This is a genomic window from Metapseudomonas resinovorans, from assembly GCF_002003485.1.
Classification (GTDB): Bacteria; Pseudomonadota; Gammaproteobacteria; order Pseudomonadales; family Pseudomonadaceae; genus Metapseudomonas; species Metapseudomonas resinovorans_D.
Window position 1 is genome coordinate 24,005 of record NZ_BDMA01000001.1, and the last position, 20,823, is coordinate 44,827.

A 20,823-nucleotide genomic window follows, 5' to 3' on the forward strand; every position below is an offset into this window, starting at 1 on the left:
CGCGAATGCTGTAGGGGCGAATTCATTCGCCAAGGGCAGCTCAGCTGCCCCCATGCAAGGCTTCAGGGCAGACCTGCGGCCTGCTTGGCGAATGAATTCGCCCCTACAACAAACCAGTGCCCCCACGAGCCCTCGGTTCACCTGGTCTGCCGCGCTGGGACATCTCTCTGGCGGATATTGGTGGGCCTTGCGGGTACGAATGCCTGTAGGGGCGAATTCATTCGCCAAGGGCAGCTCAGCTGCCCCCTGCAAGGCTTCAGGGCAGACCTACGGCCTGCTTGGCGAATGAATTCGCCCCTACAGGTTCTTGATCCGGATGCTCATGCCGGTCCTGGCTCGGGCAGGTGTTGAAGCGCGCGCGGTAGGCGCGAGAGAAGTAGGACGAGGACTCGAACCCGCAGGCCAGCGCCACCTCCAGCACGCTCATGTCGGTCTGGCGCAACAGCTGCCGTGCCTTCTCAAGGCGCAGGCCGAGGTAAAAGTTCGACGGTGTTTCCTTCAGGTGCAGGCGGAACAACCGCTCCAGTTGGCGCGGCGTGACGTTCACCCGTTCGGCCAGCTCCCGCGAGCTCAGGGGTGCCTCGCTGTGCCGTTGCATCTCGCCGATTACCTGCACCAGTTTCTTGTTGTGCACATTGAAGCGGCTGGCGACCTGCATGCGCTGGTGGTCCTGCTGGGTGCGGATGCGGCCCAGCACGAACTGCTCGGAAACCTGCAGCGCCAGGGCTTCGCCATGGCTGCGGGCGATGAGGGTGAGCATCAGGTCTAGGCTTGCGGTGCCGCCGGCACTGGTGATGCGTCGTCCGTCGATCTCGAAGAGCTCCTGGGTGACGCTGAGTGCCGGGTAGCGCTCCTGGAAGGCTTCGATGGCTTCCCAGTGCAAGGTCAATCGCTGCCGGCTGAACAGCTCGGCTTCGGCGAGCACGAAGCTGCCGGTATCTATCCCACCCAACAGCAACCCGTCGTGTTCCGCACGGTTGAGCCAGTGGGCCAGGCGCGGACCGAAGCTGGCCAGCGGATCGAAGCCGGCCACCACGAATAGGCAATCCCCTTCCGGCGGAGTCTCCAGCCCAGCGTCGACGTTCAGCGACATGCCATTGCTGCCCGCCACCGGGCCCCCGTCCAGACTGAGTAGCCGCCAGCGGTACAGCTCACCGCGAAAGCGGTTGGCCACGCGCAAGGGTTCCACCGCCGACATCAGTCCCATCATCGAGAAGCCAGGCAGCAGGAGGAAGCTGAAAGTCTGGGACATGGTCGGTTTCCGCGCATGGGATAACCCACTAAAAGGGAATGGCCCTAAGAGCGCAAGAAAGGTGGTCGTTCCTGTTCAACAGGTAGTCGTTTTAGTTCGAATCGACGGACGCAACGCTGCGTAATTTGTGTTCATCGGGTTGTAGTGGCGCCCGAAAACGGATGGAGTCGCCCCCGGCTCCTGCACAACAAATACAAACCGTATGGCCGCAAGGGGAGCATCAATGAAACGTCTTACCGCATTCGCTGGTTGCTGTTTGTTCGCCCTCTCCAGTTCCGCCGCATTCGCCGCCGAAGACGCCAGTTGCCAGAAGATCCGCGTGGGCGTGGTCGGCTGGACCGACGTCGTCGCCACCACCGCCGTTGCCAACGAACTGCTCGGCAGCCTGGGGTACCAGACCACCCAGACCCAGGCGTCACAGCAGATCATCTTCGCTGGCATCCAGAAGAAACAGATCGACGTCTTCCTCGGCTACTGGAAGCCGATCATGGATGACAACATCAAGCCATTCCTGGAATCCAAATCGGTCAAGGTCGCCGCCGAGCCGTCACTCAATGACGCCATCGCCGTACTCGCCGTTCCTACCTACACCGCCGAGCAGGGCCTGCGCACCTTCGCCGATATCGCGAAATTCAAGGACCAGTTGGACGGCAAGATCTACGGCATCGAATCCGGTTCCGGTGCCAACACCGCGATCCAGAAGATGATCGACACCAATCAGTTCGGCCTGGGCGGCTTCAAACTGATCGAATCCAGCGAGGCGGCCATGCTCACGGCGGTCAAGCGGGCGGTGAAGAACAACAAACCGGTGGTGTTCTTCGGCTGGAAACCACATCCGATGAACATCCAGATGCCCATCACCTATCTCACCGGTAGCGAGGATGTGTTCGGCCCCAACGATGGCGCCGCCACGGTCTCCACCGTTACCGCTCCGGACTTCGCCCAGCGTTGCCCCAATGCCGATCGCCTTCTGGCCAACCTGCGCTTCACCAGCGCGCAGGAGGCTGAGCTGATGCAGCCGATCATGGAGCGGCAGGACCCCGCCAAGGTCGCCCGTGAGTGGCTGAAAGCCAACCCGGAAGTGGTCAAGGGCTGGCTTGCCGGGGTCACCACCTTCGACGGCAAGAGCGGTATCGACAGCGCCCTCGCTTCGCTGAAGTAACTCAACGCAACGCCCAGTGCGCGGGCCTGCCCGCGCACGGTTTCCGATCGCCTCGCAGAAGGATGAAACAACCGTGAACTACGAAGTCATCGTCACCTGTGCCGTTACCGGCGCCGGCGATACCGTCGGCAAACACCCGGCCATTCCCGTCACCCCGAAGGAAATCGCCGCCGCCGCCATCGAAGCCGCCAAGGCCGGCGCCACCGTCGCCCACTGCCATGTGCGCGATCCGAAGACCGGCAAGCCGAGCCGTGATGTGGCGCTGTACCGGGAGCTGGTGGAACGTATCCGCGAGAGCGACACCGACATCATCATCAACCTCACTGCCGGCATGGGCGGTGACCTGGAAATCGGCAAGGGCGAGCAGCCCTTGGAATTCGGCACCGGTACCGACCTGGTCGGGCCGCTGGAGCGGCTGGCCCATGTGGAAGAGCTGCTGCCGGAAATATGCACCCTGGACTGCGGCACCCTGAACTTCGGCGATGGCGACTTCATCTACGTCTCCACCCCGGCGCAGCTGCGCGCCGGTGCCAAGCGCATCACTGAGCTGGGCGTGAAGGCCGAGCTGGAAATCTTCGACACCGGCCACCTCTGGTTTGCCAAGCAGATGCTCAAGGAGGGCCTGCTGGAAGACCCGCTGTTCCAGATCTGCCTGGGGATTCCGTGGGGCGCGCCGGCTGACACCACCACCATGAAGGCCATGGCCGACAACCTCCCCGCTGGCTGCACTTGGGCCGGCTTCGGTATCGGCCGCATGCAGATGCCCATGGTCGCCCAGGCCATGCTGCTGGGCGGCAACGTGCGGGTAGGCCTGGAAGACAACATCTGGCTCGACCGCGGTGTGCACGCCAGCAATGGCCAGTTGGTGGAGCGGTCCATCGAGATCATCGAACGCCTCGGCGGCCGCGCCCTGACCCCGGCCGAGGGGCGCAAGAAGATGAACCTCAAGCCGCGCTGATGCTTTCTCCCCTCTCCCTCCGGGAGAGGGGCCGGGGGTGAGGGCAGCCGGATTGCACCTGGCCTTCCCCAACTCGCCATTCATTCGCCCACCAGGAGCCACCATGTCCTTCGTCACCCAGATCAAGACCTTCGCCGCCCTCGGCAGCGGCGTCATCGGCAGCGGCTGGATCGCCCGCGCGCTGGCCCACGGACTCGACGTCATCGCCTGGGACCCGGCACCCGGCGCCGAGGCCGCACTGCGTGCACGCATCGCCAATGCCTGGCCGGCGCTGCAGAAGCAGGGCCTGGCCCCTGGTGCTTCGCAGGAGCGTCTGCGCTTCGTCGCGACCATCGAGGAGTGCGTGCGGGACGCCGACTTCATCCAGGAAAGCGCGCCGGAACGACTTGACCTCAAGCTCGATCTGCACGCGAAGATCAGCGCTGCCGCACGGCCGGATGTGATCATCGGTTCCAGCACCTCGGGCCTGCTGCCCAGCGAGTTCTACGCAGACGCCGTGCACCCGGAACGCTGCGTGGTCGGCCACCCGTTCAACCCGGTCTATCTGCTGCCACTGGTGGAAGTGGTGGGCGGCGAGAAGACCGCGCCGGAGGCAGTCCAGGCCGCCATCGAAATCTACACCGCGCTGGGCATGCGCCCGCTGCATGTGCGCAAGGAAGTGCCGGGCTTCATCGCGGACCGGCTGCTCGAAGCCCTCTGGCGCGAAGCGCTGCACCTGGTGAACGATGGCGTCGCCAGCACCGGCGAGATCGATGACGCCATCCGCTTCGGCGCCGGCCTGCGCTGGTCATTCATGGGGACTTTCCTGACCTACACACTGGCAGGCGGCAACGCCGGTATGCGGCACTTCATGGCCCAGTTCGGCCCGGCGTTGCAGCTGCCGTGGACCTACCTGCCGGCGCCGGAGCTGACTGACACCCTGATCGACCGGGTAGTGGAGGGCACCTCCGAGCAGCAGGGTTCACGTAGCATTGCCGAGCTGGAACGCTATCGCGACGACTGCCTGCTGGCGGTGCTCGGTGCCATCAAGGACACCAAGGCCAATCACGGCTTCGCTTTCGCCGACTAACCTCAAACCTTCCCGCCACTCCGAGCCGGCCCCCTCTCCCTTCAGGGAGAGGGTTGGGGAGAGGGCGCATTGCTGGGAGTTTTCTAATGGGCCACGCCCTCACCACCTACCGCACTGCCGTCCTTCCCGACTGGGTGGACTACAACGGCCATCTGCGGGATGCGTTCTACCTGCTGATCTTCAGCTACGCCACCGATGCCCTGATGGACGAGATCGGCCTCGACGAACAGGGGCGTGCGTCCACGGGCCACACGCTGTTCACCCTGGAGTGCCACCTCAACTACCTGGCCGAGGTGAAGCTGGGAGCCGAAGTGGAGGTGCGTACCCAGCTGCTCGACCATGATGCCAAGCGGCTGCATATCCACCACGGGTTATATCTGAAGGGGGGAGAGGAGTTGCTGGCGGCCAGCGAGCAGATGTTGATGAACGTGGCTGCCGATACATCGCGCTCGGCGGTCTTCGCTGCGCCGGTGGCGGCGAAGGTAGAGGCCGTGTCGGCGGCTCATCGCGAACTGCCGCGACCCCGGCATGTGGGGTGTGTGATCGGGCTGCCGCCGCCCCGCTGAGGCGGCGGCATTTTCTTTTGGTGCGCGTTCCTCAGGGGGTGGGCACCACATAGCGGCGAGCGAAGTCGATCAGGTCGACCTGGTTGCGGGTCTTCAGCTTGTCCATCAAACGGGATTTGTAAGTACTGACCGTCTTGTGGCTGATGAACAGCTGCTTGGCGATTTCCTGATTGTTCTTGCCATTGGCCAGATTCTGCAGGACCGCCAGTTCGCGGTCGGACAGCGTGTCCAGCAGATGGCTGTCGCTGCACTCGCCCCGCTGCGAGGTATCCGGCAGGTGCACCGTGCTGGGAAACAGGCTGTACCCGGACAGTACCGAGCGCACAGCCGAGACCAGACTGACCGCCTGCTCCTGCTTGGACATGTAGCCGGTAGCGCCCGCCTGCAGGCAGCGGTTGGCGTACAGCGAGGCTGGCAGCGAGGTCAGCACCAGCAGTTTGAGGTTGGCGTCCATGCTGCTGAGTCGGCCCAGGACTTCCAGGCCGTCGAGCTTGGGGATGGCGATATCCAGTATCACCAGGTCGGGTCGCAGCGAACGCGCCATGCTCAGGCCTTCCACGCCGCTCTCGGTCTCACCGATCACTTCATAGTCCTCTCGCTCCAGCAGTACACGAGTTGCAAATCGGATCATGGACTGATTGTCGATCAGCAGTACCTTGTTCATCTGTTGGTTCTCCATGTCAGGTTTCCAATGAGTACGGAGCGCTCACAGGCCTTCGGGAATTGCCGTTGAGCATGGGGGCTATCGAAGATGTGGATGGCCACGCCGGCCCATTGAAATCGGGGTGCGTTTCGACCGGCGTGAGAATGCCAAGTTGGCTTTAACGGAAATCCTATTCAGAATCTCGGCAACTTATCCTTCAGACCGATCTGATAACTTCGTACTAACTTTCACCTTTTTCTGAGACTTGCCCGTACTGTTTTCGGGTGTCCCAAGTAGCAGGTGAATGTTCAGGGGCGGAAGTATATTGGCGGTTTTTCTGTTGATTGGACGTTTAGGAAGTTTCCTACAGAGTCTGTAGGCAGACTTCTTGGCGTGTAGGTCGCCCCGAAAAAAGTGCCCTCTTTCAACTAATGTTCTGTTCATTCAATTCTGCGAGGCGGACCGGCCAGGTGATCCGTAATTTCCTTTCCAGAGCAGTCCTGCACTTCTTCTGGCTTCTCATGGTGGGGACTGCCTACGCTGGCGAGGATGCCCGCCCATTGACCCTTTCCAGCCAACTGGTGGTCGATCAGCAGGAACTGTTGATCAGCGAGGAGGACTGGCACTGGCTACGGCAGAAGCGCGAACTGGTGCTGGGCGTCACGGGTGGAGAGTTCGCGCCCCTGGAAATCATCGGGCGTGATGGCGGCTACGAAGGCATCGCGGCCGACGCCGTGGCACTGGTCCAGCAATTGCTCGGCATGCAGATCAGGCTGCGTCGGTACCCCGACCGGCCGGCCCTGCTGCAGGCCCTGGTCGCCGGCGAGATCGACCTGCTGATTGGCGATGGCCAGGACGGTGCCGGCCAGAGTGTCGTTCGCAGCGTGCCCATTGCGACTGATCGGCTGGCGCTGTTCCGCCGCTATGACGACCAGCGCGACTTCCCGCAGGACCTCGCTGGCGTTACCGTCGCCCTGGTGCCGGGGCATGACCAGGCGCTCGGCCAACGCTATCCCGGTGCGCGGCAGGTGGTCGCCCGGTCGGTGGAGGATGGCTTGGCGGCGGTCGCGTTCGGGGAGGCCGATCTGCTGCTGGGCGACTTGCTGCCGGTTTATTACCAGCTCAATAGCAACTTCTATGGCATGGCCAGGTTCGATCGCTTCGTCGACCAGCCGGATGTCGGCGTCGCGTTCATCGTGCGGGAGCAGGACCAGCGCCTGTTGCGCGGCCTCGACGCGTCCCTGAGGGCGGTGGGTCGCGCGCGCCTTGACGAGATATCCCGGCGCTGGATGGGTGTTGGTGTGATTCCCGTACGCGACCTGCAGCCGCTCACACCTGAGGAAGCGCGCTGGATTCAATCCCATCCGGTGGTGCGCCTGGTGATCGATGACGACAAGGCACCGCTGGCGTACTTCGACGACAGTGGGCAGCTACGTGGTGGTGTGGCGGACCTGCTGGAAATGGTCTCGGTGCGCACGGGATTGCGTTTCGAAGCAGTCAGTCGTACCGGTGGCCCCGCCCGCCAACTCGAGGATCTGGAAGAGGGTGACGCGGACCTGGCCATCCTGACGCCGAGCAAGGAGCGGGAAAGCCAGCTGCGCTTCACCCGTCCGATCTCTACCAGCCCCTTCGTGTTGGTGGCGCCTATGGGCGACGAGGGCCAAGTCACGTCGATCGGTGAGAGGGGGCAGCGCCTCGCCCTTAGCCGCGGCAACGTGGCCCGGGAGCAAATCCGGCAGATCTATCCCGAGATGCAGTTTATCGATGCCGCCTCCTCTCTGGACGCCATGAATAGGGTGCGTTCCGGCGAAGCGGACTTCGCCTTGGTGGCGATGCCGGTGGCGCAGTACTACACCGTGCCCCTGTTCGAAAACAAACTGAAGATCGCGGCACTGCCGCCCATCGACACGGCGCATGCCAACTTCGCCGTGCGCCGCGCCGATACCGAGTTGTACTCGATCATCGAGAAGGCCCTGGCCAGTATTTCGCCGGACGAACTGAACGCAGCATCGAATCGTTGGCGCGGTAGCCGGGCCATGAGCCCGCAGATCTGGCGCGACTACAGCGCGCTGATTCAGCGCATCCTCATCGGTGCGTCCCTGCTGCTGCTGCTCGTGTTCGCCTGGGTCCTGCACCTGCGTCGCGAAGTGCGGCGGCGGAAGACGGCCGAGCGTCAGCTCAGCGACGAACTGCGCTTCATCGAAACCTTGACCGACAGCATGCCGCCGCCGCTTTATGTGCGGGATACCGAAGGGCGGCTGCTATCGTGCAACCGCAGCTATTCGACGAGCCTGGGACTGGCAGCGGATCAGGTGCGTGGACTCACTCCGATGGAACTGCCTGGAGACGTTTTCGAGGCTGCGCCGGAGTTCCATCGGCTCTACCTCCAGGCGATGGCGGAAGGGCGGATGATCAAGGGCGTCCACCACGTTCGTCTCGGTGGCAAGAGCCTGTGGATCGATCACTGGATCCAACCTTTCCAGGACTCCTCCGGCAAGGTCAAAGGCGTGATCTGCGGCTGGCTCGACATCACCGAGCACCGTCATCTGGTGCAGGAGCTGGAATCGGCGAAGAACCTGGCGGACGAGGCCAGCCGGGCCAAGACCACCTTCCTGGCGACCATGAGCCACGAAATCCGCACGCCGATGAACGCTGTGATCGGAATCCTCGAGCTGGCGCTGAAGCGTGCCGCCGACCAGCCCATCGACCGCTCCAGCATTGAAGTGGCCTACGGCTCGGCACGCAGCCTGCTGGCGCTGCTCGGTGACATCCTCGACATCGCCCGTATCGAATCGGGCCGGCTCAGCCTGGCACCGCAGCGGGCCAACCTGCGCGAACTGGTGGAATCGGTGGCACGGGTGTTCGATGGGCTGGCACGGCAGAAGCGCCTGAGCCTGCTGCTGGATATCGATTCCAGTATCCAGGGCGACGTCCTGGTGGACTCGCTGCGCTTCAAGCAGATCCTTTCCAACCTGGTCAGCAACGCGATCAAGTTCACCCGCGAGGGCAGCGTTCGCGTGCACATCCGCGGTGAGGCGCTGGAGGGTGAAATGCTGCGCGTCCACCTGGGGGTCGAAGACACGGGCATCGGTATCTCGCTGGAGGAGCAAGGCCGGCTGTTCCGCCCCTTCGCCCAGGTGGAGCGCGGCAACCAGCAGACCGAGGGCGCGGGCCTGGGACTGGTGATAAGCCGCTCCCTCTGCGAAATGATGGGTGGCCGGCTGAACCTGACCAGCACGCCTGGACAGGGCACGCGAATTGACCTGGAGCTGCGCCTGCACCGCCTCGAACCGGTCGAGGAGCCGGCGTTGCCCTCTCCCGATCGCGTACAGCAGCGCCGCAGGTTGCGGGTGCTGGTGGTGGATGATCATCCGGTGAACCGGCAAATCCTCGCCCAGCAACTGGCCTACCTGGGACACGAAGTGGTCGCGGTGGAGAATGGCGTGGAGGCCCTTGCCGCCTGGCGTGCCTACCCGTTCGATGTGATCGCCACCGATTGCCATATGCCGCTCATGAATGGCGCCAGCCTCACTCAAGCGATCCGCGCCGAAGAGCGCCAGGGGCCGCGTGCGCCGGTCCTGATTCTCGGCCTGACGGCCGATGCTCAGCCGGAAGAAATCGAGCGGGGCCTGCAAGCTGGCATGGACGATTGCTTGATCAAGCCCATCGGTCTCGACCTGCTGGAAGAGAAGCTCTGGGGGGCGTCGGGCGGCGAAGCCGTGGGGGAAACGGACCCAGCGGAGGAAGCCAAAGGTGATGCGCTGTTCGACCTGTCTCCCCTGGCGCCGCTTACTGGCGGTGATGCGGTTCTGGTTCGCAATCTGGTGAACGAGTTGCTGGAGACCAATCGGCGGGATCTGGAGCCCTTGGCCGAACTGGCCGGGAGGAATGATGCGCCTGCCCTGGCTGAACTCGCCCACCGCCTCAAAGGCGCCGCACGTGTGATCCGCGCGGACCCGCTGATCGACGCCTGCAATGACCTCGAACGGACATGCAAGCTACCGGCGCCGCAACCCTCGGACCTGCGTGCGGGTGCGGAGGGGCTGCGGCGGGCGATGCTGGAGCTGGAGAGTGCGTTGCTGGCGGAGCTGGCCCAGTCTCAGTGACGTCCGGGGTGCGCATGATCGGCCAGCAGCGCCCGGAAGCTGTTGCGATCCAGCGGCCGTGCAAAGAGGAAACCCTGTGCCACCTTGCAGCCGAGCGAAAGCAGGCGCTCACGTTGCTCGGTGGTTTCCACGCCTTCCACCACCAGCGTCAGATCCATGGCCTCGGCCATGGCGACGGCGCCGCGGATGACCGCCCCGCTGCGCGGCTGGTTATTCAGCTTGCGGACGAATGCCGCGTCCAGCTTGACCTCGCTGAAGGGCAGTTCACACAAGCGATCCAGCGACGAATAGCCGGCGCCGAAGTCATCCATGGCCAGTCCGCAGCCCATCAGGCGCAGGCGGACCAGGCTTTCCAGGCTGGCGGCTGGCGCTTCCAGCAGGCCGGTTTCGGTGAGTTCGAACGTCAATCCGGAGCCTGGCAGCCCAACCAATTCCAAGGCCTGGCCAACACGCTCGGCGATATCGAGATTGCTCAGCTGTCGTGGGTGGAGATTGAAAGCGAGGTTCACCTGCCGCCCGCTGAGGCCGAGTTCCTGCTGCAGTTCCAGACCTTGCTCGAGGAGCCGCCAGAACAGGCAATCGACCAGACCGTGATGCTCGATGGCTGGCAGGAAATGGCCGGGCGATAACACGCCTCGGTGTGGATGGCGCCAGCGGGCGAGGACTTCAGCACCCTGGAGCTCACCGCTCCTCATGCACACCTTCGGCTGGAAATAGGGTTCGAACTCACCCTGTTCCAGGCCTCTGAGGATTTCCTCCAGGCTGGGCGGCGCATTCGTTGCTACGAGGGCTTCGGGCCGCGTGGGAAGGGCGATATGGCGCTCGAGCAGGTCGGCAGCACGCTGCATGTCGAAGGGCTTGCCGAGGTCGCCGAGGAAATCCAGGCCAAGGCAACGGATCATCGCGGTGGTCGCCTGGCGCAGCTCTGGTCCCACCTCGCTGCTGAGAATCACCGAACGGATGACGCCGGCCTGGCTGGCATGGCGGAGAAAGGCGGCGCCATCCATGCCGGACATGCGCAGGTCGCAGAGGGCGATATCGACTCCGCCGCAGGCTTCGAGCAAGGACAGCGCGCTGGCGCCGTCCGCCGCTTCGTGGATTTTCTCGAGCCCCAGTTGCCGAAGGGCGGTTACCGCGATCAGACGCTGGAATGGTTCGTCTTCCAGCACCAGAATGCTCAAGTTCTTCATGGCGGGCTCGACAGTGGTTGGGATAACGGCCAAGTTACCTAGGGACACGCGCCCCCAGCTAGGAGACGCGTCCTAGGTGGTTGTAGGAAAATTCATCGGGTGTCGGCTTTGGCCAAGTTCGGGTGCAGCGTCATGGATGCCTGGCCCCTTTTTCGAGGTTGCAATGAGAAGTGCCCTGATCGTCGACGATCATCCAGTGATCCGTATGGCTGTCCGCATGTTGCTGGAGCGCAACGGAATGGAGGTCGTCGGCGAGGCTGACAACGGCGTCGATGCCTTGCAGATGATTCGTCAACACGAGCCGGATATCGTCATCCTGGACATCGGCATCCCGCGCCTTGATGGCCTCAATGTCATCTCGCGAATCCAGGCGCTGGGGCTCGACAGCCACGTCCTGGTGCTGACTTCGCAGTCGGCAGAGGGCTTTTCCCAGCGCTGTCTCCAGGCGGGAGCAAAGGGCTTCGTCAGCAAGGAAGAGGACCTGCAGAACCTGCTAACGGCCATCAACGCCATCAACGCCGGATTCACCGTGTTTCCGTCCATTGCGATGAGCGGCAGCCAGGCACCGGCGCTGAGCGAAAGCGAGCTGGTAGAGAGATTGTCCAACCAGGAGCTGATGGTCTTGCAGTACCTGGCGACCGGGCTTACGAACAAGGAAATCGGCGAGCGCATGCTGCTCAGCAACAAAACCGTCAGCACCTACAAGACCCGTATCCAGCAGAAGCTCAACCTCGGGTCCTTGCTGGAGCTGATCGAGTTCGCCCGGCGCAACGACCTCGCCGAACGACCCGAGGGCTGACCTTTCTTCCCTCAGTTCTGGCAGCTGAGGCGATAGCGCTGGTAGTTGTTGGATTTGTCCTGCGGCGGTAGCGAGTAAGCGGCGGCGCATTGTTGCCCACTCCACTTGATGGTCAGCGTGGCCTGGTCCTCTTCCACCAGGGCCAGTGCCCTGCCGCTCGGGTCAGAGATGGCAAGCTGCTTGCCCTTGGCATCTTCCAGCGAGGCGCCGAAGGGGATGGGTTGGCCCAGCCTATCCAACAGCTCGAACTGGACGCGTTGCCCCTTTTTCCCTTCATAGCGGGCCAGCACGATGGCCCCGCGGCGCGGCACGACCTGTTGCGTGGCATTGTCGATCTCGACATCGCCGCCGAGGTTGCGTGTGTCCAGGGTGAGCCAGTTGACCCGGTAGGGCTGGGTGTTGGGCACCACGGCATAGCCGTTGTATCCGGTATTGACCCCGCTGAAGTTACTGACGCCAACGCCCGAGATGTCGGGTACTTCCACCAATGCGAAGGTTTCACCTACCGGTTGGCCCAGGTTGATGCCGCCAGCATGGCCCACGACGGAGCCGGACAGGGTGAGGTTCTCCGACGTGTAGTTGCGTCCCTTGCTGTAGCCAAGGTTGATCTCGGCAAGCGAAGTGCGGCTGTTCAGGTTGACCGAAGTCGAGCTACCCCCGCTGCTGTTCTGGCTGCCTTGCACCGAGTAGGAGGTATCGCCGTCTTCTGACAGGTAGCCGTTCACGCCGACCTGCGTGTTGTCGTTGCTGTCCTGGTGGGTTGTCGAGAGGTAGACGCGCGGCGCCCGCGGCCTCGAGCCCAGAGGAAAGGACACGGAAAGGTTTAGCTGGGTGTCGTCGTTCGATGGGCCGGCGGTACCGATGTTGCGGGTCTGGCTCACGCTGAAGTTGTAGCTGACGTCGCGCCAGCCATTGGAATACCCGGCGGAGAGGCTGCGCGTGCCGCCCCGATTCCAGAAACGCTCGTCGCTGGCATTGATGTAGAGGGTGCCATACTTGCGCTGGCCAAGGGTCTGGCTGACGGTAAGGTCAGTACGGATCTTCGAGCGGCCACTCGTGCTCGGTACGCCCAGGGAGAGTTCCTGAACATGGTCGGAGAGCGTCCGGTAGCCTTCGGTGGAGTAGCGATAGGCCGCTAGGGTGAAGCTGGTGTCGGTGCCGGTGAAGGTCTTCGCATACAGCGCACGCAGGCTGTTTCCTCGGGCGGAGAGCCCGCGAACCCGGCTGGCCGAATGCGTAACGTCGACCGATACGGCGCCGATCGGCGTATTCCGCCCGGCCCCGAGCGATACGGCATTGAAGTCCTGGGTGGCCTGGGTGCCAGCAATGCCCGTGAAGTTGCTGCTGAGGCCGTAGGCTGCGGTCCCGCTGATGAATGCCGGGTTCTTGAGGTCGTCACTGTTGCTGTTGAACTCGCCTGCAGAAAGGCTGTAGTTCAATTGGCCTTCGCGGACCATGGTCGGCAGGCTCGAAAAGGCCTGCAGGCTCACCCGCCGACGCCCGTCGGCCTCGATGATGGTGATCTCCAGGTCGCCGTTGGAACCGGTGGGGAAGATGTCACTGATCTCGAACGGACCCGGCGCCACGGTCGTGGAGTAGAGGATGTAGTTGTTCTGGCGGATCTCCACGGTTGCGTTGGTTTCCGCAACGCCACGGATGACCGGCGCATAGCCGCGCTCGCTGTCCGCCCTCATGGCTTCATCGGAGGCCAACTTGATGCCGCGGTAGCGCACACTGTCGAACAGGTGGGCGTCGGAGTAGATTTCCCCCAGGCTGAACTGCCCCTTGAGCCTTGTGATGTCGCGCTGCAAATAAGTGCGGTTGCTGGTGAAGGAACTTGGCCGGCCAGTGCCCGTGCGGTAGTTGGATTCGTTCCGCAGGCGCCATGCCCCCAGGTTGATGCCGTTGCGCAGGCCCAGGTTGTTGTATGTCTGACGGCCGTAGTCGTCCCGGTTCCGGTTGGTGTTGAACTGGTAATTGATGAAGGCGGCGGCGACACCGTTGTCCCACAACGCCGGGTCAACGTAGCCGCGCCGGCCCTGGAGCATGGCGATCTGCGGAATGCTGGCGCTCAGGCGCAGGCGAGTGGAGTCGTAGCGCAGTGTGGCCTGGTCGATCAGTGTCGACAGGTCGTAACAGGTGTCGGCCCCGTCGGGATCGACCACGCCCTGTTCCACCAGCTTTGCCAGGTCGATGCCCAGCAGGTGGAGCAGCTCGATGTTCAGGCAGGGTTCGACGATTCCCGTCTGCTGATTGCGCAAAAAGTCGATGTCCTTGCGCCCGACCAGTACCTCGTTGCTGTAAAGGTCCACCCGATAGTTGCCGGGTACGACGCTGTTCGCGTGCAGCAGGGACTGCAGGTCAACGGCCGAGGGCGCGCCTTTGAGGAAGGTCGTGTTGAACGAGTCGACCTGGGCGTCTGCCACCGGTAACGGTTCGGGGGATTTGGCATGCAGCGCCATCGAAGGGAGCGCCAGGGAAATGGCTAGCGCGAGTCTGCTGCGGCGAACCAGGGGGCGCGTCCTTCGGTTGCCCGAGGGAAACCGAGTGCATGGTCCCTCGATGTGGCTGGGCCAGTTGCTCATTTCTCAATGTCTCTGCACTGCCCGGTTCACCTCCCCTCAGGACGAGCGGTGCCAGGCGGGAGCGTTCAGCACCCGCCGGAGGTGAACCAGAGGTTTGGGGATAGCGCTCGTTACAGAGCTCAGCTGGACCGCTTTGCCGTGGCTCCAGCGGTGTTCCCGATGGAAAGGCTTGCGGAGTAGAGCACCAGGGCTCCGTAGTCGTTGATGCTGAAGAAGGTCAGATCAACGGTTTTCGCAGAGGGCAGATCCGGGACGCTGAATACCCGTTCTTCGCCGGGGGCGATCATGGTCGAGTCGACGGCCACCGAGGTGCCCAACTTCACATCGCTCATGGAGACGTGGTACTTGCCCGGGTTTCGGATCTTCAGCTCCGTCTTGCTGCCAAGTCGCGCGAGCTGCCATTGCAGTTCTTCCGGCGCACGGTGGGCTTCGGTCGTCAGCCCCTCTGGACGGAAGAACATCTTGATTCGCTGGCGGACGGCCAACTGCAAGATGTTCCGACCTTCGGTGGTCTGGGGGATTTCCTGAACGTTGAGCCATACCACCGACTCCCGGTCGGTAGGCATGCCGCTGCCTTCATAGAGAATGCGCAACAGCTGTCGTTCGTTCGCCGGTACGCGTGCGAGAGGAGGCGTCACGGCAAAAGGTGGTGGCGTGTCCGTATCCTTGTCGCTGTCGATCCATGACTGAACAAGAACGTCCTTTCCAGTGTTGCGAACGGTGATGCTGGCCTCTTTGTTGGGGCTGTTGAAGACAAGACGGGTGGAGCTGAGAGAGATTCCCGCGCATGCGTGGGAAGCCAGCACCAGGCTCAAGGCGCCCAGGCAGGTGGAGATCGTGCGACGGAGCATAGGAATTACCATCAGGTACCAGGGAAGTAGCGGGGCCGGATGGCCCCGCCAGGCTTCAAGGACGCCGTTCCTGCTTATTCATACTGCAGGAGGAATGGCAGGGTGGCGTTACCATCACCCGCAGTGGCGGTCTTCGGGTCGGCAGTGGTGACGTAGGCGGCGGCGAAGGTCAGGGTGCCGTCGTTGCCGTACAGGTCGCTTTCGATCTTGGCTGTGGCTTCGTTGTTCAGGTCAATGATTTCACCATTGCTGTCCATGATGGCGATGCCGACGTTCTTGGCAGTGTCGGTGCCCCGGTTCAGTTGCAGGACCTTCGTGCCGTCGACCACCCCGGAACCTGCCCTGGCCTTGAACAGCATGGAGACCTTGGTGCCTTCGTTGCAGTTGACCTTCAGGTTGAAGTTGCTTGCGCCGATTCGGCCGCTGGTCGGGGCGGTATCGGTGCCGATGTCCTTGATGGCAAGGTTGCCCATATCGACGATGATGGCCTTTTCCTTACCGACGGAGCCGTCTACCGTGCAGGCGTCGTTGTTGATGAAGCCGGTGAAGTTGATCTGGCCGGTGCCTGCGTCGGTGGGGGCGGCAAAGGCGGAACCGTTAGCTGCGATGACGGACATCGCGAGGAATGCCAGAGAAAGCTTTTTCATGGTGTTACTCCAGACAAATTGATCACGAAAAGTGGTGCATCGAAATGCCCGGTCAAGATAATCCCTGGTGATATTCGGGAATATCAGATGGGGTTTTTGATTCTGTAAGGAATTACCGATATTGGGGGTAGCCGCTTTCTTGCCGGTGTTTTCAGCGACGATCGTGGTCGTTTCAATGCAGGCTGAAAGCCTCGATGAACGGCTGTTTCAGCGCGATGGCATCTTGCGTGTCGCAGCTTTCGGAGAGCGAGTCCAGGTCGAAGCGACGGCTTTCCGCTTGTGCGTACGGGGAGAAGGAAGCAGGCACCTGCTTGGCCGGGGCGATACGGAGTGGATTTCGCGCGGGGGCATTCGGCCGATGCCAACACTTCGTGATTGAAAACTGTCTGCTTCCGACGGCAGCTGCAGGTTACCGTTTCCCCCACTGGAGATAGCAGGCGAGGCCCTGGGGGTCTTGACCCTTTCAGTTGAAGGTGACGATCACCACCTTGCCGCGAATCGTGGAACGGGAGCTGCTGGCGACTGCATAAGTGCTGATGGACGACGTATCAGCCACGCCTGCACAGACTCCATTTGCAGCAGGAACTGCCCCAGCGCTGCCCGGACTGACGCCACTCATTCGACCCGCATGCCGATTCCAAGTGGCTGTGGAGTATTCACACGGTCCCCTCTCAATGCTCCCTACGAAGTGAATGACGCCATGAGTCGTCTTGCCGTCGCTTGCATGAGAAACCGCTGAAAATGCAATCAGCAGCATCGCTATTGGGATAAGAATTTTCTTCATGGCTGAGCCCTCTGTCTGACTTATGGTCAGTAAAGATCAGACGGCTCTGACCTACTAGATCTTGGGGTTTCCGATTTTTCTGTAGGAGTTCAGGGTCCGTCTGAAGTCTCTTCGCGGTCTTCGGAGAATTCCCATGGGGAATGTGTACTTATCCGCACTTCCTCAGGAATGGGAAATTTCACACAGCCAATTTCCCGCTGGAACTGAGGATCATTGAGGGTTTTGCCGGGCCGACTGTGCTTCTGAACGGATGTTGGCTGGGGATGGCGGGCAAAAAAAAGCCCCCGTCAGGGCCGACATCCCGACGAGGGCGAGGGTGGTCCTTGAGGGGACCTCAGTGTGAGCGGTCGGACCAGGCCTTGAGCAGGCTCGAGGCCAGTCCATAGAGCGTCAGGAGGATGGCGAAGCCGAGGCATACGGACATGGCTGTTCCTCCGCCCGGCGAGGCTGCCGCAGCCGCCTCGCCGAGCTCCCTGGAAGTGTTACTCGTTGACCTGGCGCAGCTGGGTGGCCGGGGTATCACCGAGGTTGTTCAGCATGCGTTCGCTGTACCAGTCGAGGAAGTTGATCACGCCGAACTCGTAGGTCTTGGAGTAGGGGCCCGGCTGGTAGGCCGTGGAGTTGATGCCGCGCTGGTTCTCTTCGGCCAGGCGACGGTCCTGGTCGTTGGTGGCATCCCAGACTTCACGCAGGCGCTGCACGTCGTAGTCCACGCCCTCCACCGCGTCCTTGTGCACCAGCCATTTGGTGGTGACCACGGTTTCCTGGGCGCTGATGGGCCACACGGTGAACACGATCAGGTGATCGCCCATGCAGTGGTTCCACGAGTGCGGCAGATGGAGGATGCGCATCGAGCCCAGGTCCGGGTTCTTGATGCGGCCCATGAGCTTCTTGCTGCCCTGCTTGCCGTCCATGGTCATGGATACGGTGCCGTCGAGCAGGGGCATGCGCACGATCCGGTTGCGCAGGCCGAAGCTGGCGTGGGCGTAAGGGATCTTCTCCTCGTCCCAGGCCTTGGTGCAGGCGGCGACCTGGTCCTTGAAGGCCTGGCTGGCGCGCGGGTCGGTGACGTCGTCCCATTCCAGCAGGGTTTTCAGCAATTCCGGGTGCGAGCCGTTGCAGTGGTAGCACTCGCGGTTGTTCTCCAGCACCAGCTTCCAGTTGGCGGCTTCCTTCAGCGTGGTCTGCACGGCCACCTTGGTGTTCTCCATGTCGTACGGCTCCATGTAATGGGCCAGGGTGGAGAGGAAGTCGTCGATGGCTGGCGGGTTCTCGGCCAGGGAAATGAAGATGTAGCCGCCCGCGGTCTTCACATTGACGGGTTTGAGGCCGTATTCCTTCATGTCGAAGTCGGCACCCATCTCGGTACCGGCGAACAGCAGGCGGCCGTCGAGTTCGTAGGTCCACTGGTGATAGGGGCAGACCAGCTTGGCGACCTTGCCTTTCTCGCTGACGCACAGGCGCGAGCCACGGTGGCGGCAGACGTTATGGAAGGCATGGATCTGGCCCTCGGCGCCACGGATGACGATGATCGGGTTGTCGCCGATCTGCAGGGTCAGGTAGTTGCCCTTGGCGGGGATTTCGCAGGTCATGCCGGCGATCAGCCACTCCTTGTGGAAGATCTCCTGCATGTCGATCTGGAACAGGCGCTCGTCGCTGTAGAACGGCTGCGGCAGGGAGAAGCTGTGGTCGCGTTCGCGGAGCATTTCGGCCGTGGCCTTGCGTGCGGGTTCAAGCGGATCGCCCAGGCTCAGGGTGGAAGTGACGTCCATCGGTAACTCCTCAATGGCTGGTCGCGCCGGCGACCGCCGCAAATAAGTGGCTGATTCGGTTGTCACGCAAGGCGGCGTGACCTGCCCTCGTTTCTTGCCTGCCGATTGGCTGCCCTGCTGTGGGTGCGAGGGTGGTTCGCTCGGAAGCCTTATGGTTCGGCTGGGAATGAGTGTGCTGGCGCTGGGAGGTACGACCTTATCCATGGGCGACATGGGGACATCCGTTTCCGACGGGCAAGCCCCGGTGGTTGCTGGCAGGTCGCGATGAGCATGTGAATGTCGCGGACAGGTAAATGGGCCGTTTTTGCGTTATTCACAATCCGCCACATTAGGCCGATATCCGGCCACGCGCGGAGCAGCGTCCATGACCAATAACTTCCTCAATCCGATCACGACCCAGACCTGGACCAACGGCCGGCACATGGTTCGCTGCGTCAAGGCGATCCAGGAAACCTGGGATGTGCGTACGTTCTGCTTCATGGCCGACCAGCCCATGGTGTTCTTCTTCAAGCCGGGGCAGTTCGTGACCCTGGAGCTGGAAATCGACGGCCAGCCGATCATGCGCTCCTACACCATCTCCAGCTCGCCGTCGGTGCCCTACAGCTTCTCGCTGACCATCAAGCGCGTGCCGGGCGGCAAGGTTTCCAACTGGCTGCACGACAACCTGAAAGAAGGCGACGTGATTCCGGTGCACGGACCGGTCGGCCTGTTCAACGCCATCGACTTCCCGGCGGAGAAGGTGCTGTTCCTTTCTGGCGGGGTCGGCATCACTCCGGTGATGTCCATGGCGCGCTGGTTCTTCGATACCAACGGCGCGGTGGACATGATCTTCGTCCACAGCGCGCGGACGCCGAAGGACATCATTTATCACCGCGAGCTGCGCCACATGGCCTCGCGCATTGAGAACTTCAAGCTGCACCTGATCTGCGAGAAGTACGAGATCGGCGAAACCTGGTCGGGCTATCGCGGCTACCTGAGCCGCGCGATGCTCGATCTGATGGCGAGCGATTTCATGGAGCGCGAGATCTTCTGCTGCGGCCCGACGCCTTACATGTCCGCGGTCCGGCGCCTGCTGGAGGCCGCTGGCTTCGACATGAAGCGCTATCACGAGGAAGCCTTCGGCCCGACGCCGCCGGAGATACGCGAAGAAGTGAAGGAACATGCCGCCGAGGCAGCCGAAGCGGCGGCGGAAGTACCGGCCGGCGCCATGAACCTGGTGGAGTTCACCGGCACCGGCAAGAGCATCCGCGTGGCGCCGGGTGAAACCGTGCACTCGGCCGCCGCCAAGGTCGGCCTGCATATTCCCAAGGCTTGCGGCATGGGCATCTGCGGAACCTGCAAGGTGATGAAGACCGCCGGCGAGGTGGAGATGGAGCACAACGGCGGCATCACCGACGAAGACGTCGCCGAGGGCTACATCCTGTCCTGCTGCAGCATTCCCAAGGGCGACGTAGCCATCGACTACTGATGGTTTTCTGAGCAACTCTCGCCAGCCCACGGCAATCGTGGGCTGGCGCCATCTATCCACAGCTTGTGGACGCAGCGGTGCACAGTTGTTGTGCGCAACTCGCTGAAATCGCTGAAAAAACCACCAATCCTCTGCAGGCTGCGCGGCTCGCGGGCAAGCATCAGGCACGAACAGCTTTTCCACAGCCTGGTCCACTGTTGGTGGGGGTAACCCCCGCTATGCTTGATCGGACCTTCGTTCCGCCGGCGCACCTGCCTGCGCCGGTCCCCTGCGACCTGCCTGAGGTGCCATGCGATGAAACTCTACTATTCCCCCGGAGCCTGCTCCCTCGCCGTGCATATCGTCCTGTGCGACATCGGCAAGCCCTTCTCCCTGGAGAAGGTCGACCTGGCCACGCACAAGACGGCCGACAACTGGGACTACTACCGCAGCAATCCCAAGGGCTATGTGCCGCTGCTGGAACTGGACGATGGCCAGAAGCTGACCGAAGTCCCGGTGATCTGTCAGTACCTGTGCGATGAGGCCGGGCGCACCGACCTGATGCCGCCACATGGCGACCTGCTGCGCTATCGGGTCATGGAGTGGCAGGCATTCATTGGCAGCGAAGTGCACAAGACACTCGGAGCCCTGTTCAATTCGGCGCTGGATGAAAAGGCCAAGGCAACCTACGCCGGCATGGCTCACCAGCGTCTGCTCTGGATTTCCCAACAACTGCATGACCGGCAGTTTCTCACTGGCGATGACTTCACCGCAGCGGATGCTTACCTCTTCACGGTCACCAACTGGACGGGTTACCTGAACATGGACATCTCCGATTGCCCCGATCTCCAGGCTTTCCAGGGCCGCGTGGCGGGCCGTCCGGCCGTGCAGGCAGCGCTGAAGGCGGAAGGGTTGGTCTGAGGTGGGGCTACTGCTCCTGTTTTGATTGTGGGAGCGATTTCAATCGCGATTGGGCTGTGGAACTGCGGCAA

General features: G+C 62.5%; 15 protein-coding genes. 8 read left to right on the forward strand and 7 right to left on the reverse strand.

Annotated features, from left to right (window positions below; genetic code table 11):
• Positions 1-256: 256 nt before the first annotated feature.
• Entirely contained in the window at positions 257-1,252 is a 996-nt protein-coding gene (locus MnOB_RS00100) for a GlxA family transcriptional regulator (RefSeq protein ID WP_077520449.1), read from the reverse strand.
• A 223-nt stretch (positions 1,253-1,475) separates the two neighbouring features.
• Here MnOB_RS00100 and choX point away from each other — a divergent pair, with 223 nt between their 5' ends.
• The 4 genes from choX (at position 1,476) to MnOB_RS00120 (ending at position 5,007) form a co-directional block, all read left to right on the forward strand.
• Positions 1,476-2,414: a choline ABC transporter substrate-binding protein gene (gene choX / locus MnOB_RS00105; protein WP_077520452.1), complete on the forward strand. Its 939-nt coding sequence runs from the start codon at positions 1,476-1,478 to the stop codon at positions 2,412-2,414.
• 73 nt (positions 2,415-2,487) lie between these two features.
• Positions 2,488-3,372 (forward strand): 3-dehydrocarnitine:acetyl-CoA trimethylamine transferase CdhC, encoded by an 885-nt coding sequence (gene cdhC / locus MnOB_RS00110; RefSeq protein WP_077520455.1) that lies wholly within the window; start codon positions 2,488-2,490, stop codon positions 3,370-3,372.
• Positions 3,373-3,475: 103 nt separating this feature from the next.
• Positions 3,476-4,441, forward strand: a complete 966-nt coding sequence (locus tag MnOB_RS00115) for an L-carnitine dehydrogenase (protein WP_077520458.1) — start codon at positions 3,476-3,478, stop codon at positions 4,439-4,441.
• 86 nt (positions 4,442-4,527) lie between these two features.
• Positions 4,528-5,007 (forward strand): thioesterase family protein, encoded by a 480-nt coding sequence (locus MnOB_RS00120; protein ID WP_077520461.1) that lies wholly within the window; start codon positions 4,528-4,530, stop codon positions 5,005-5,007.
• A 31-nt stretch (positions 5,008-5,038) separates the two neighbouring features.
• Here MnOB_RS00120 and MnOB_RS00125 read toward each other — a convergent pair whose 3' ends face one another.
• Entirely contained in the window at positions 5,039-5,671 is a 633-nt protein-coding gene (locus MnOB_RS00125; protein ID WP_077520873.1) for a response regulator transcription factor, read from the reverse strand.
• A 500-nt stretch (positions 5,672-6,171) separates the two neighbouring features.
• Between MnOB_RS00125 and MnOB_RS00130 the strand changes: the two genes are divergently transcribed.
• Positions 6,172-9,756 (forward strand): ATP-binding protein, encoded by a 3,585-nt coding sequence (locus MnOB_RS00130; RefSeq protein WP_107504013.1) that lies wholly within the window; start codon positions 6,172-6,174, stop codon positions 9,754-9,756.
• Here MnOB_RS00130 and MnOB_RS00135 read toward each other — a convergent pair.
• Positions 9,750-10,946, reverse strand: coding sequence for an EAL domain-containing response regulator (locus tag MnOB_RS00135; RefSeq protein WP_077520466.1), 1,197 nt, complete (start codon positions 10,944-10,946; stop codon positions 9,750-9,752). The two genes, MnOB_RS00130 and MnOB_RS00135, sit on opposite strands and share 7 nt — an antisense overlap.
• Positions 10,947-11,109: 163 nt before the next feature.
• Between MnOB_RS00135 and MnOB_RS00140 the strand changes: the two genes are divergently transcribed.
• Positions 11,110-11,745, forward strand: coding sequence for a response regulator transcription factor (locus MnOB_RS00140; protein WP_077520468.1), 636 nt, complete (start codon positions 11,110-11,112; stop codon positions 11,743-11,745).
• Positions 11,746-11,756: 11 nt separating this feature from the next.
• Here MnOB_RS00140 and MnOB_RS00145 read toward each other — a convergent pair whose 3' ends face one another.
• The 4 genes from MnOB_RS00145 to gbcA all read right to left on the reverse strand — a co-directional run bounded on the left by MnOB_RS00145 (position 11,757) and on the right by gbcA (position 18,384).
• A complete protein-coding gene (locus tag MnOB_RS00145; protein ID WP_234358178.1) occupies positions 11,757-14,207 on the reverse strand; it encodes a fimbria/pilus outer membrane usher protein in 2,451 nt (816 codons plus the stop codon).
• A gap of 242 nt (positions 14,208-14,449) precedes the next feature.
• Positions 14,450-15,181: a fimbrial biogenesis chaperone gene (locus MnOB_RS00150; protein WP_077520473.1), complete on the reverse strand. Its 732-nt coding sequence runs from the start codon at positions 15,179-15,181 to the stop codon at positions 14,450-14,452.
• Positions 15,182-15,255: 74 nt separating this feature from the next.
• Positions 15,256-15,828 (reverse strand): fimbrial protein, encoded by a 573-nt coding sequence (locus MnOB_RS00155; protein ID WP_077520476.1) that lies wholly within the window; start codon positions 15,826-15,828, stop codon positions 15,256-15,258.
• A gap of 1,266 nt (positions 15,829-17,094) precedes the next feature.
• Entirely contained in the window at positions 17,095-18,384 is a 1,290-nt protein-coding gene (gene gbcA, locus MnOB_RS00160) for a glycine-betaine demethylase subunit GbcA (RefSeq protein ID WP_077520479.1), read from the reverse strand.
• 364 nt (positions 18,385-18,748) lie between these two features.
• Here gbcA and gbcB point away from each other — a divergent pair, with 364 nt between their 5' ends.
• Both gbcB and gstA read left to right on the forward strand, forming a co-directional pair.
• Complete coding sequence (gene gbcB / locus MnOB_RS00170) at positions 18,749-19,852, forward strand: glycine-betaine demethylase subunit GbcB (protein WP_077520485.1); 1,104 nt, start codon at positions 18,749-18,751, stop codon at positions 19,850-19,852.
• Between the two features lie 294 nt (positions 19,853-20,146).
• Positions 20,147-20,752 carry a glutathione transferase GstA gene (gstA, locus tag MnOB_RS00175; RefSeq protein WP_077520488.1) on the forward strand — a complete coding sequence of 202 codons (606 nt, stop codon included), beginning with the start codon at positions 20,147-20,149 and terminating at the stop codon, positions 20,750-20,752.
• Positions 20,753-20,823: the final 71 nt, after the last annotated feature.

Excerpts from the sequence above, each read along its gene's own strand:
- MnOB_RS00100 (WP_077520449.1), bottom strand. The coding sequence starts at position 1,252 with ATGTCCCAGACTTTCAGCTTCCTCCTGCTGCCTGGCTTCTCGATGATG.
- MnOB_RS00125 (WP_077520873.1), bottom strand. The coding sequence starts at position 5,671 with ATGAACAAGGTACTGCTGATCGACAATCAGTCCATGATCCGATTTGCA.
- MnOB_RS00140 (WP_077520468.1), top strand. The coding sequence starts at position 11,110 with ATGAGAAGTGCCCTGATCGTCGACGATCATCCAGTGATCCGTATGGCT.
- MnOB_RS00145 (WP_234358178.1), bottom strand. The coding sequence starts at position 14,207 with ATGGCGCTGCATGCCAAATCCCCCGAACCGTTACCGGTGGCAGACGCC.
- MnOB_RS00135 (WP_077520466.1), bottom strand. The coding sequence starts at position 10,946 with ATGAAGAACTTGAGCATTCTGGTGCTGGAAGACGAACCATTCCAGCGT.
- MnOB_RS00120 (WP_077520461.1), top strand. The coding sequence starts at position 4,528 with ATGGGCCACGCCCTCACCACCTACCGCACTGCCGTCCTTCCCGACTGG.
- MnOB_RS00115 (WP_077520458.1), top strand. The coding sequence starts at position 3,476 with ATGTCCTTCGTCACCCAGATCAAGACCTTCGCCGCCCTCGGCAGCGGC.
- MnOB_RS00130 (WP_107504013.1), top strand. The coding sequence starts at position 6,172 with ATGGTGGGGACTGCCTACGCTGGCGAGGATGCCCGCCCATTGACCCTT.
- choX (WP_077520452.1), top strand. The coding sequence starts at position 1,476 with ATGAAACGTCTTACCGCATTCGCTGGTTGCTGTTTGTTCGCCCTCTCC.
- gstA (WP_077520488.1), top strand. The coding sequence starts at position 20,147 with ATGAAACTCTACTATTCCCCCGGAGCCTGCTCCCTCGCCGTGCATATC.
- MnOB_RS00155 (WP_077520476.1), bottom strand. The coding sequence starts at position 15,828 with ATGAAAAAGCTTTCTCTGGCATTCCTCGCGATGTCCGTCATCGCAGCT.
- gbcA (WP_077520479.1), bottom strand. The coding sequence starts at position 18,384 with ATGGACGTCACTTCCACCCTGAGCCTGGGCGATCCGCTTGAACCCGCA.
- gbcB (WP_077520485.1), top strand. The coding sequence starts at position 18,749 with ATGACCAATAACTTCCTCAATCCGATCACGACCCAGACCTGGACCAAC.
- MnOB_RS00150 (WP_077520473.1), bottom strand. The coding sequence starts at position 15,181 with ATGCTCCGTCGCACGATCTCCACCTGCCTGGGCGCCTTGAGCCTGGTG.